Consider the following 11,922-nt stretch of genomic DNA (forward strand, 5'->3'; position numbering starts at 1 on the left):
GAAGTGCCCCGCTTCAGCATCATCGTCCCCGTCTACAAGGTGCAGGGCTTCCTGCGCGAGTGTCTCGACTCGGTGCTCGGCCAGTCCTACGGCGACTTCGAGGTGATCGCCGTGGACGACTGCTCGCCCGACGGCAGCGGCGCCATCCTCGACGAGTACGCCGCCCGCGACGCCCGGGTGCGGGTGCTGCACCTCCCCGAGAACGTGGGCCTCGGCCGGGCCCGCAACGCGGGTCTCGCGCAGGCGGCCGGCGACTACGTCCTGTTTCTGGACAGCGACGACCACTACACGCCGGGCCTCCTGGCCGCCGTTGCGGCACGCCTCGCGGCGACCGACGACCCGGACATCCTGGTCTTCGACCATGTGCGCACCTACTGGTGGGGCCGCGGCGGACGCAGCGAGGCGGCGGACCTGCTGGCCGCGGCGGGCCTGGAGACGTTCGGCGTCCGGGAGAGCCAGCAGTACCTGAACCTGTTCCTGGTCGCGTGGAACAAGGCCTACCGGCGCTCCTTCTTCCAGGAGCACGGTCTGGAGTACGCGCCGGGGCTGTACGAGGACGCGCCGGTCACCTACCGGTCGATGGTGCTGGCCGACCGCATCGCCTGCCTGGACCGGATCGGCGTGGAGTACCGGCAGCGCCGGCAGGGCGCGATCACCAAGACGCCCGGGCGCCGGCACTTCGAGATCTTCCCCCAGTACGAGGGCCTGTTCGCGTTCCTGGAGCAGCGCCCCGACCTGGACTGGGCGCGGCCCCTGCTGCTGGAGCGGGCGCTGGACCACATGCTGTTCGTGCTGGCCCGCGAGGACCGGGTACGGCCCGCGGACCGGGGCGACTTCTACCGCGAGATCCGCTCCTTCCACCGCCGTCACCTCCCCGAGGGCGGTTTCCCGCTGCCGGACGGCTGGCGCGGGGCCGAGATGCGGCTGCTCGCCTCGGCGCCCTACACGACGTACGCGGCCGCCCGCGGGCTGCGGGACCTGCGCGCGGCCGCGCTGGGCGGGCGGCGGCGGGTGGCGAGGAAGGCGTCGGAGAGCGCCCTGCGCGGCTGGTACACGGCCCAGTCGAAACGCCCGCTGGACCCGCATCTCGCCGTCTACTCGGCGACCCACCACCGGGGTGTGACCGGTGACCCGGCCGCGATCCACGACAAGGCCCGCGAGATCGCCCCGCACATCCGGGGCGTGTGGGTGGTCCGGGAGGACGCGGTGGACGCGCTGCCGCCCGGCATCGACCATGTGACACCGGGCTCGCGGCGCTACCACGAGGTCATGGCGCGGGCCACGTACTGGGTGAACAACGTCAACTGGCCCGGCACCCTGGCCAAGCGGCCCGGCAGCGTGCACCTCCACACCCACCAGGGCACGCCGCTCAAGTACATGGGCGCCGACCTGCTGACCAAGCCGGGCGCCCGGCACGGCTTCGACGTACCGCAGATGCTGCGCCGCGCCGACCGCTGGGACTACAGCCTGGTCGCGGGGCGGCACGCGGAGCGGGCCTGGGAGCGGGCGTACCCGTGCCACTTCACCTCGCTGCGGACCGGCAGCCCGCGCAACGACGTGCTGGTCGGGGCGGGGCCCGAGCGGGGCCGGGCGGTGCGCGAGCGGCTCGGCGTCCCGGCCGACCACACGGTCGTGCTCTACGCGCCGACCCGCCGTGACTACCGGCGGGGCGGCCATGTCGACCGGTTCGACCTGGCCCGGTTCGCCGCGGACCTGGGCCCCGGGCACACCCTGCTCGTCCGGCTCCATCCCTCACTGGCAACAGGGGTGGCGCGGGGTCTCGGTCTGGCCGACCTGCACCGGCGGGGCGTACTGGTGGACGTCACCGACGAGCCGCACGTCGAGGACGTGATGCTCGCCTCCGACGTGCTGGTCACCGACTACTCCGCCCTGATGTTCGACTACGTCCTGCTGGACCGGCCGATCGTCGTCCACGCCGACGACTGGGGGGCGTTCGCGGCGAGCCGGGGAGCGTACTTCGACATCACTGCCGACGCGCCGGGCCATGTGTCGCGCTCGTACCGGGAGCTGTCCTGGCTGTTCGCCTCCGGCACCTGGCAGGACGCGGAGGCGGCGCGGCTGCGCTCCGGTTTCCGTGAGCGGTACTGCGAGTTCGAGGACGGCCGGGCCGCCGAGCGGGTCGTCCGGCTGCTGATGCTGGGCGAGCGGGGCGGGGCACTGCTGCCCGCTGCGCGCCGGACCGAGGGGGCCCCTGCCCGACCCGAGGCGCTGATCGAGAGATGAGAACCCCCGCGACTCCCGAGGCCGTCCCCTCCCTGCCCGGCCAGCGGGCCTCCTCGGCCCGGCCGCCGGACGCCGCCGAGCGGCTGCGGCCGGTGCACGGATGGCATGCCGCCCTGGTCGCCGTGCCCACCGCGGCCCTGTTCGTGCTGGGCTACCGGCGCCGCTGGATCTGCGACGACGGGCTCATCTACCTGCGCCCGGTCCGGCAGATCCTGGCGGGCAACGGGCCGGTGTTCAACGTCGGTGAGCGGGCGGAGAGTTCCACGGGCACCCTGTGGCAGTGGCTGCTCGCCCTCGCCACCTGGGTGACGGGCGAGGACCCGGCGTTCCTCGCGGTCGGTCTCGGCCTGGTCCTGAGCACCGCGGCGTTCGCGTTCGCCCTGCTCGCCACGTGCCGGCTGCACCGGGGCGCGGGGCTGCTGCTCCCGGCCGGGGTGTTCGTGCTGCTGGCCGTGCCGCCGTTCTGGTCGTACATGACGTCGGGTCTGGAGAGCGGTCTGGGCACCTTCTGGACCGGCCTGTCGTGGTGGCTGCTGACGCGGACCCGGCGTGGGCAGGAGGCCAGGCTGACCTGGACGGCCGCCTTCGTGTTCGGGCTGGGTCCGCTGGTCCGGCCCGATCTGGCGGTGGTCACGGCGTGCTTCCTGGCCGCGCTGTGGTGGGTGCTGCGTCCCGCCCTGCGGGGCACGGCGGCGATGCTCGCCTCGGCGGGAGCGGTGCCGCTGGCCTACGAGGTGTTCCGGGCGGGGTACTACGGGGTCCTGGTGCCGCTGCCGGCCATCGCCAAGGAGGCGAGCGCCAGCGACTGGGGCCGGGGCGCCGGGTACGTGCAGGAGACGCTCGGGCCGTACTGGCTGTGGCCGGTCGTCCCGGTGCTCGGGGCGCTGGCCGTCCTGCTGGTGCGGCGCACCCGCCGGGAGCAGCGGGAGCGCGTCCCGGGGCGGGCCGCGCTCGCGGTGCTGCTGGCGCCGCTCGCGGCGGGTGCGCTGCTCGCCGGGTACGTCGTCCGCGTCGGGGGCGACTACATGCACGCCCGCATGATCCTGCCCGCCCTCCTGCTGCTGCTCCTGCCGGTGCTGGTCGTGCCCGCGACCAGGGCCACGGGCGTGGCGGGCGCGGTACTGGTGGTGTGGCTGTGCGCGGCGGTCAGTCCGCTGCGGGCGCCGTTCGACGTGCGCAGCACGCCCGGGTCGTTCAACGTGCGCAGCTCCGACGTGGAGGGCCTCGGCGACCACAACCCGGTGCGCACCGCCACCTGGGTGGCCAACTGGCCCGCACTGCCGGAGGGCCGCGCCATGCTGGCCCGGGCCGAGCGGGCGCCGGTGCCGACGCTGCTCTACTTCGACGCCGAGCGGCGGCTGCACGCGACGCCGATGCGCGAGGACTCGCCGTACCAGGTGGTGATCGTGGGCCGCCATCTCGGCGTGACGGGGGCGGCGGCGCCGCTGGACGCCTACGTCAACGACGCCTGGGGGCTGGCCAGCCCGATCGGCGCGCACCTGGCGCTGGAGCGGTGGAGCTGGCCCGGCCACGAGAAGTTCCTGCGCAACTACTGGGTCTTCGCCGAGTGGGCGGCGAAGCATCCGCCGGAGCGCGACCTGCTGCGGGCCGGGGCCCCGCGGGAGGCGGTGGAGGCGGCCCGGGCCGCGCTGGGCTGCGGCGAGCTCGCCGAGCTGAGGGAGTCGGTGCGCGCACCGCTCACCGCCGAGCGGTTCTGGCGGAACCTCACCGGGGCGGTCGAGCGGACGCAGTTCCGCTTCGCGCGCTGGCCGGCGGCGGCGCAGCAGGCGCTGTGCGACCGGCCGGCAGGTGGGCGCGGCGGCCTCACCCGATGAAGTGATCCGGGGTCAGGGCATGCGTAGGGCGGGAACATTCGGCGCATGCCCCCGACCCCTTCCACCTTCCTGTGAGCGCCCCGGCCCTGGTCCGGCGGGCCGTGCGCGGCGCGACGGCGCTCCGCGGCGGCCGTGCCGGGAGGCTCACCCCGTACCAGTTCTACGGCGCGCTGTTCTGGCTGGTGATGACGCTGGCGTACTGGCGGATCCCGCTGTGCTGTGACGCCGGACAGCACGCGGCGGTCGTCGAGCGCCTCAAGGCCGACCTGCTCCACCCGGCCCACACCATGGCGGACCTGCCGGGCGAGGGCAGCCCGTACTACGGGCCGTACGCCGTCGCCCAGGGCTATGTGGCGCGGCTGACCGGGCTGTCGGGCTGGGAGGTCGTGAAGCTCGCCGGGCCGGTGCATCTGCTGGTGCTGCTGACGGGGCTGGGCCGGTTCGTCCGGAGCGTCACCGCCCGCCCGTGGGCGCCGGTGTGGGCCCTGCTGTTCATGACGCTGCTGTGGGGCACCGCGCGGATCCTGTGGAGCGGCTACCTCGGGCTGATGTCGATGACGACGAACCTGGGCTATCCGTCCGCGCTCGCCATCGGGCTGACGTTCTGGGCGTGGGCCTGGACGGGCACGCTCGCGTGGGACGACGCCCCCGCCGTGCGGTTCGTCGGTCCGAGCGGGCTCGGCGGCTGGTGGGGGTATGCCGGGCTCGGCGCCCTGTACGCGCTGATCCTGCTCACCCATCCCGTCACGGCGGCCTCGGCGCTCACCGGGGTGGTGGCGGTCGTGGCGTCCGGGCAGCGTGGCTGGCGCAGGCCGGTCGCGGCACGCTGGGCGCTTGCCGGGGCGGTCTGCGCGGCGGTCGCCGTGGCGTGGCCGTACTACGACGTCCTGACGCTGGTGGGCGACACCGGCATGGACGCGATGCACCGGCAGCTGTACGAGAGGATGCTCGCCAACTCCTGGCTGGCGCTGCTGGGGCTGCCCGCGCTGTGGCTGCGGGCGCGCCGGTCGGTGCGTGATCCGCTGGTGCTGATGTTCCTGCTGGAGTGCCTGCTGGTGGCGTACGGCTGGGTGAGCGGGCACTACACGTACGCCCGGGCCCTGTGGGCCGTGCTGGTGCCGCTGCAGTTCGCCCTGGCGGTGGAGCTGGCGGCGCCCAGGCCCTGGCGGCGGGCCCGGCGGGTGCTGGGCGGGGCGGCGGTGGCCGGGGCCTGCGCCGGGTTCGTCACCGTGCACGCCGGGGCGGTCGTGCCGCGTTCGGTCGACCCGGTGGGGTTCGCGCAGCCGACGCGCTGGCCGTCCTACGACTGGGCCGCGCGGCACATCGGGCCCGGCGAGGTGGTGATCACCGACGGGTACTTCGCCAGTCACGCCATCGCCGGGTACGGGCCGAACCTCGCGGCGCCCATCTGGCCCGACCCCGCCCTGGAGGAGCGGGAGCGGAAGCGCCGGGCGGCCGATGTCCGCGCCTATCTCGCCCCCGGCTCGACCCGCGCCGAGCGGTCCGCCGTGGTCCGCCGCTATCACGTGCGCTGGCTGCTGCTGACGCGCTGGCACCCGGTGCCCGAGGAGGCGGTGGTGGTGGCGTGGAGCAGGCGGACGGGGGAGGTGCTGGCGCGGGTCGGGGGTGGCGTCCGAACGGTTACTCGATGACGAGGTCGACCTCGATGTTGCCGCGGGTGGCGTTGGAGTACGGGCAGACCTGGTGGGCCTGCTCGACCAGCTTGCGGCCGGTCGCCTCGTCCACGCTGTCGGGCAGCTCGACGCGGAGGGTGACGGCGAGGCCGAAGCCCTCGCCCTGCTTGCCTATGGAGACCTCGGCGGTCACGGCGGCGTCGCTGACGTCGACCTTGGCCGCGCGGCCGACGAGGCCGAGGGCGCTGCCGAAGCAGGCGGCGTAACCGGCGGCGAAGAGCTGCTCGGGGTTGGTGCCCTGGCCGTTGCCGCCCATCGCCTGGGGCACGCCCAGGGCGAGGTCCAGCACGCCGTCGGAGCTGACGGCGCGGCCGTCGCGGCCGTGGGTGGCGGTGGCGACAGCGGTGTAGAGCGCGTCCATGGAAATACCTTCCCTCTCACGTCATCGTTCGGCGGCCCGCCTCCGGGTCGCCCGACATCCAGAATTAGAGCACACAATTGAGTTGTGCGCAATTGAATGGTGGGCTCGGGCTATCCTGGAGGCATGAACACGCCCGACGACGACTGGCTCCGCCTGGACCAGCAGATCTGTTTCTCCCTGCACGCGGCCTCCCGCGCCTTCAACGGGGTCTACCGCGGGATCCTCAAGGACCTCGGGCTCACCTATCCGCAGTACCTGGTGATGCTGGTGCTCTGGGAGCACGACGAGCTGCCCGTCAAGAAGCTCGGCGAGCACCTGCGACTCGACTCGGGCACGCTGTCGCCGCTGCTCAAGCGGCTGGAGGCGGCCGGTCTGGTACGCCGGGAGCGCAGCGCCCGCGACGAGCGGTCGGTGGAGGTGCGGCTGACCGAGGAGGGCGTCGCGCTGCGCGGGCGGGCGCTTCAGGTGCCGCGCCGGATCGCGTCCTCGACCGGCTTCGGCCCCGAGGAGATCCGCGCCCTGCGCGCCCGCCTCGACGACCTCACCACCGCGCTGGACGCGGCGGCAGCGCTCGCGGACCCACGGGGCGACTCGTCCGCCGCCGAGCGGCCGTAACCGCACCAGGCGGCTACGCCGTCGGCAGGGGCAGGGCGAAGGCGCCGGGGCGCGCGCCGCGAGCAGCGGCAGGAGGACGGCGGAGGTGCCGCCCGGCCGACGTCCCTCGCCGCCCTGGCCGATCGCGCTGGGCGACACCGCGAGAACCGGGGCGTGAGCCGGGGCCACGGCGGACGCGCCGGGCGAACGGCCCTCGGCCGGTTCAAGTCCGGTCACGGCGAGCCGAGAGCCGGGACGCCCGCACAAGCGCCAGGAGACCAACCGCCGACCGGATCGCGCCGCCACTCACCGCCGGCCGAAGCCAAGCGACAGCCGAAGCACCGACGGACGCACCGGGCGAACGGCCCCCGGCGATTCAAGTCCGGTCACGGCAAGCCGAGAGCCGGGACGCCCGCACAAGCGCCAGGAGACCAACCGCCGACCGGATCGCGCCGCCACTCACCGCCGGCCGAAGTCAGACGACAGCTGGGGCGTCGGCGGATGCGCCGGGTGGCCGGCCCTCGGTCGGTTCGTGTCCGGCCGGGGTGAGGCGAGGCCCGGGGCGCCCGCGGACGTGCCGGGTGGCCGGACGCCGGTCGGATCGCGGGGCGGCTCGCCGGCCGGGCGGCGGACGTAGAGGCGCAGGAGTACGTCGTCGCGGACGCGTTCCTCGTGGACGTGCTCCTCGCGGACGGTGAACTCCGCGGCCAGGACGGCGAGCTTGGTGCGCTCGACCGGGTCGGTCGGGCTTCGGTGCGGGTCCAGGGCGGACCGCTCGGCGACGACCCAGACGCGGTCCACGGGGGCGAGCCGCCGCCGCAGCTCCCTAGGGGTCGTCTCCCTCCCCCACAGCGTCCCGGAACGGGGTGCGGACTCCCGCAGCGCGATGTCCCGCACCCGCCGGAACCCCTTCGGGTAGGCCAGCGCGGCGAGCCTGCCGACCGACGGCACGAACAGCACCGGGTCGCCGGGGCGCATCCGGCTCACGGCGAGCGCGGAGACCACGGCGAGGTTGTCCGGGCGGTAGGCGGCGGACCGGTCCTGGCGGTACACGGGGAGCTGGCTCAGGAACGTGGCGGTGAGGGCGAGGACGCCGCTCACGCCCACGACGGCCCGCACCCGCCGGCCGCCGATCCGTGTCCGCCGCCCCTCGAACCTCACCCGGCCCAGCGCCCGTGCCACCCGCCCGGCCCCGGCCGCGACCAGCAGGGACGCGCCCGCCAGCGCGTAGAGCACGTACCGGTCGTGGTAGAGCGGCCGGACCTGCGACACGGTCATCAGGATCCCCGGCGGCACCAGCAGCAGCGGAAGCGCGACCGCGGCCGTGCGCCGCTCGCGCAGTCCCACGGCCATCAGCAGCAGCGAGCCCCAGAACACCGGCCCCGCCGGACCGGGAGCGACGTTCCGGGCCAGCTTCCCGACCCGGTCCCAGTCCGGTGGCACCAGCCACGCGACCTGCCCGGACTGCCCCTGCGACACCCACACCAGCGGCAGCAGGAGCAGCGCCACCGCCCCCGCCGCACGCCCCCAGCCGGACCACATCTTCCTCGGCACCCGCAGCAGGGCCAGCGTCAGAGCGTGCGCGCCCAGTACCGGCACCGCCAGCTCGTGCAGCACGCAGGTCAGGGCGACGACCGTCCCGTACGGCCACCAGGCCCGGGCGCCCCCGGCGTCCACGGCCCTCACCAGCAGCAGCGTCGCCCCCGCCACACCCGCCGCGACGAGCGCGTACGACCGGCCCTCCTGGGCGTAGTGGCCGGTCATCGGCGTGATCGCGTACAGGGTCCCGGCCCACAGGCCGACCCGGGGACCGGCCAGCCGGACGCCGATGGCGGCGACCAGGCCGGCGGTCGCCGTCGCCGCGCACACCGACGGCAGGCGCAGCACGACCTCGCCGGGGTGGACGGTGAGGACGGCGTGCATGAACAGGTAGTAGAGGCCGTGGACGGCGTCCACGTCGTGCAGCAGCCGCCAGATCTGCGGGACCGTGCGCTGCGCGACCTGGAAGGTGACACTCTCGTCGCCCCACATGCCGCCACGGTCCAGACCCCACAGCCCGGTCGCGAACATCACCGCCATGGGCACCGCCACGGGCACCGCCGCGGGCACCGCCGCGGGCACCGGCCCCGTGCCGAACCGGCCGCTCCCCTTCGACTGTCCGCTCTCCACGGCCCGATTCTGTGCTGAATAAGGGGCTTCGCTGGGGTTTGATGGTGTGTTATCACTTTCATGTCATTCGCCCGGCTTACCATCCGCCGTGATGAATGCCGAGAGTGAGACCGAGACGGACACCCGGACGCCGCCTGCCGATGTCGCCGTCGTGGTGATCGGTTACGACGACGCCGCCCATGTGACGGACGCCGTGCGGTCGGCGCTCGCCCAGGGACCGGCCGTGCGCGAGGTGGTGGCCGTCGACGACTGCTCGACGGACGGCAGCGTCGGCCTGCTGCACCGGCTCGCCGCCTCGGAGCCGCGCCTGAAGGTGATCCGCCGCCGGGCCAACAGCGGCGGCTGCGGCACCCCGCGCAACACCGGGCTCGACGCGGTGACCTCGCCGTACGTGATGTTCCTGGACAGCGACGACGTCCTGCCGCCCGGCGCGGCCGCGGCGCTGCTCGAAGCGGCCGAGGGTGCGCACGCCGAGGTCGCGGGCGGTCTGTGCGTACGCCGTGAGCTGCCGTCGGGGCGCGAAGTCCCCTGGCAGGCGCGCCTCTACGCACTGCACGCCGTGGTGCCGCAGCCCGCTCGGCGGCCGCGCCTGGTCCACGACACGCTCTGCGTCAACAAGCTCTACCGCACCGGCTTCCTGCGGGCGCACGGCATCCGCTTCCCCGAGGGCCGCTTCCCGTACGAGGACGTCGTCTTCACCGCGCGCGTCCTGGCCGCGGCTCCGCGTATCGCCCTGATCCCGGACCGGGTGTACGTCTGGCACGTGCGCCGGTCCGCCGGGCGGCTGTCGATCTCCCTGGACCGGTCAGGAGTCGAGAACTGGAGGGCCCGTACGGAGGCGTGCCGACAGGCGTACGAGGTGCTGCTGGGCGCCGGGCAGAAGGAACTCGCGCGGGCCGTGCGCGCCAAGTTCCTCGACCACGACCTGCGGATGTACGTGCGCGAACTGGGGGTGCGCGACGCCGCGTACCGGCGGGCGTGGTGGGAGCTCACGCGGGCGCACCTGGCGGAGTACGACGCCGACGACTGGGCGCGCAACCCGGCCGCTCCGGGCCGGCTGATCGGGCGGGTCGTGCTGGCCGCCCCGGAGCCGTGCGACCTGCCCCGGCTGCGGGAGCTCGCGGCCCGGCCGGCCCGCCTGTGCCCGCCGTACGCCCGCGCCGCGGACGGCTCTCCGGTCTGGTCGGACGCCCTCCCGGTCTCCCTTGAGCCGCTGCGGGCCCGGCCGGTGCGCGCGCTGCCCCTCGCCGTCGACGCGGAGCTGCGGCCGTGCGCGCGCGGCACCCGGCTGCGGCTGCGTCTGCACGAGCTGTACGGGCGGGTGGCGCAGGCGGGGCCGGAGTCGGTGGAGGTGGAGTGGCTGCACCGGGACGACGGGGGCGTGGTCGTCCGGGAGACGGCCGTGCCGCTCGCGCCGTGCCCGAGCGGCTCCGAGCCGGCCGGGACCGCCGGTTCCGGGGCCGTGGCGCTCGCGCAGGGACCGGAGCCTGCCGGGAGGGCCGGTTCACGAGCCGTGGCGCTCGCACGGGGCCCCGAGCCTGCCGGAGCCGGGCCTGCCGGAGCCGTGGCGCTCGGACCGTGCTCGCAGGGCTCCGAGCCCGCCGGCACCACGGGGTGCGTTCGTGGCGGCGCCTGGTCGGCGGAGGTGGCCGTCGACCTCGCCGCGCTGTCCGCGCTCGGCGTGGGCACCTGGGACCTGCGCCTTCGTATCCGCTTCCGCGACGGCGTGAGCCGCGACGTCTCGGCGCACGCGCTCACGGGCGCCGGTCTGCTGCGCCGCAGCGCCGTCCCGAGCGCCCGGTACGGCGTGGTACTCGTACAGCCGTACGCCACCCACTCCGGCTCGCTGGCGCTGCGGGTGGCCCCCGGCGTACGCGGTGTGCTGTCGGTCGCCCGCGCGCGGCTGCGCCGCCTGCTTCACTGAGAGCACCGGTCCACGACGGAGCAGCGCACCGCACCATCACCACCACGGGCCAACTGACGAGGGGACGGCCGCACATGACCTGGTTGATCACCGGCGGCGCCGGCTACATCGGCGCGCACGTCGTACGGGCGATGACCGCGGCGGGCGAGCAGGCGGTGGTGTACGACGACCTGTCCACCGGCATCGCCGAGCGCGTGCCCGACGGGGTGCCGCTGGTGGTGGGCTCGACCCTGGACGCCGGGCGGCTCGCCCGCACCCTCGCGGACCACACGGTCACCGGCGTCGTCCACCTCGCGGCGAAGAAGCAGGTGGCCGAGTCGGTGGAACGGCCGCTGCACTACTACCGGGAGAACGTCGAGGGCCTGCGGGTCCTGCTGGACGCCGTGACGGCGGCGAGGGTGCCGTCCTTCGTCTTCTCCTCGTCGGCGGCGGTGTACGGCATGCCGGACGTGGACCTCGTCACGGAGGAGACGCCGTGCCTGCCCATGTCGCCGTACGGCGAGACCAAACTGGCCGGTGAGTGGCTGGTCCGCGCGACCGGCCGGGCGACCGGACTGTCGACCGCGTGCCTGCGCTACTTCAACGTGGCGGGCGCCGCGGGCCCGGAACTCGCGGACACCGGGGTGTACAACCTCGTGCCGATGGTCTTCGAGAAGCTCACCGAGGACGCGCCGCCGCGTGTCTTCGGCGACGACTACCCGACCCCGGACGGCACCTGCGTGCGCGACTACATCCACGTGGTCGACCTGGCCGAGGCCCATGTCGCGGCGGCCCGGGCCCTGCGCTCCTCCCCCGGCCGCGACCTCACGCTCAACATCGGCCGGGGCGAGGGCGTCTCCGTCCGCGAGATGATCGACCGCATCAACGCCGTCACCGGCTACGACCGCCCGCCCGCCGTCACATCCCGCCGCCCGGGCGACCCGGCCCGGGTCGTGGCCTCCGCCGACCGCGCCGCCGCGGAACTGGGCTGGAAGGCCCGGCTCGACGTGCAGGACATGATCACGTCGGCGTGGGAGGGGTGGCTGCGGCTGCATCCGGAGGCGGGGCGGGGCTGATCCGCCCCGGCACCAGGACGAGCCCCGGCGCACCTGCCGGGGCTCA

8 protein-coding genes are annotated in these 11,922 nt (G+C 74.8%); 6 read left to right on the forward strand and 2 right to left on the reverse strand.

The annotated features are described in order from the left end of the window. The first annotated feature begins 3 nt into the window (after nucleotides 1-3). The 3 genes from OO68_RS11775 to OO68_RS11785 all read left to right on the forward strand — a co-directional run bounded on the left by OO68_RS11775 (nucleotide 4) and on the right by OO68_RS11785 (nucleotide 5,731). Nucleotides 4-2,244 carry a bifunctional glycosyltransferase/CDP-glycerol:glycerophosphate glycerophosphotransferase gene (locus OO68_RS11775; RefSeq protein ID WP_033308227.1) on the forward strand — a complete coding sequence of 747 codons (2,241 nt, stop codon included), beginning with the start codon at nucleotides 4-6 and terminating at the stop codon, nucleotides 2,242-2,244. Next, nucleotides 2,241-4,079, forward strand: a complete 1,839-nt coding sequence (locus OO68_RS11780; protein WP_051814593.1) for an arabinofuranosyltransferase AftB family protein — start codon at nucleotides 2,241-2,243, stop codon at nucleotides 4,077-4,079. The genes OO68_RS11775 and OO68_RS11780 overlap by 4 nt, the downstream gene beginning before the upstream one ends. Nucleotides 4,080-4,150: 71 nt before the next feature. Further along, the gene (locus OO68_RS11785) at nucleotides 4,151-5,731 is read left to right on the forward strand and encodes a hypothetical protein (RefSeq protein WP_033308228.1); all 1,581 of its coding nucleotides are present in this window, start codon (nucleotides 4,151-4,153) and stop codon (nucleotides 5,729-5,731) included. Here OO68_RS11785 and OO68_RS11790 read toward each other — a convergent pair. Continuing rightward, nucleotides 5,721-6,134, reverse strand: a complete 414-nt coding sequence (locus OO68_RS11790) for an organic hydroperoxide resistance protein (RefSeq protein WP_033308229.1) — start codon at nucleotides 6,132-6,134, stop codon at nucleotides 5,721-5,723. The genes OO68_RS11785 and OO68_RS11790 overlap by 11 nt on opposite strands. A 96-nt stretch (nucleotides 6,135-6,230) precedes the next feature. Here OO68_RS11790 and OO68_RS11795 point away from each other — a divergent pair, with 96 nt between their 5' ends. Continuing rightward, entirely contained in the window at nucleotides 6,231-6,749 is a 519-nt protein-coding gene (locus OO68_RS11795; protein WP_106974319.1) for a MarR family winged helix-turn-helix transcriptional regulator, read from the forward strand. Nucleotides 6,750-7,187: 438 nt separating this feature from the next. Here the strand turns inward: OO68_RS11795 and OO68_RS11800 are convergent, their stop codons facing one another. Next, nucleotides 7,188-8,897, reverse strand: coding sequence for a glycosyltransferase family 39 protein (locus OO68_RS11800; protein WP_403549388.1), 1,710 nt, complete (start codon nucleotides 8,895-8,897; stop codon nucleotides 7,188-7,190). Nucleotides 8,898-8,988: 91 nt separating this feature from the next. Here OO68_RS11800 and OO68_RS11805 point away from each other — a divergent pair, with 91 nt between their 5' ends. Together OO68_RS11805 and galE are read left to right on the forward strand one after the other, a co-directional pair. Beyond that, entirely contained in the window at nucleotides 8,989-10,821 is a 1,833-nt protein-coding gene (locus OO68_RS11805; protein WP_051814594.1) for a glycosyltransferase family A protein, read from the forward strand. Between the two features lie 74 nt (nucleotides 10,822-10,895). After that, nucleotides 10,896-11,876: a UDP-glucose 4-epimerase GalE gene (galE, locus tag OO68_RS11810; RefSeq protein WP_033308231.1), complete on the forward strand. Its 981-nt coding sequence runs from the start codon at nucleotides 10,896-10,898 to the stop codon at nucleotides 11,874-11,876. Nucleotides 11,877-11,922 lie beyond the last annotated feature (46 nt).

Origin of the sequence: Streptomyces iakyrus (genome assembly GCF_000717055.1) — a bacterium.
In the GTDB taxonomy this organism is placed as follows: Bacteria; Actinomycetota; Actinomycetes; order Streptomycetales; family Streptomycetaceae; genus Streptomyces; species Streptomyces iakyrus.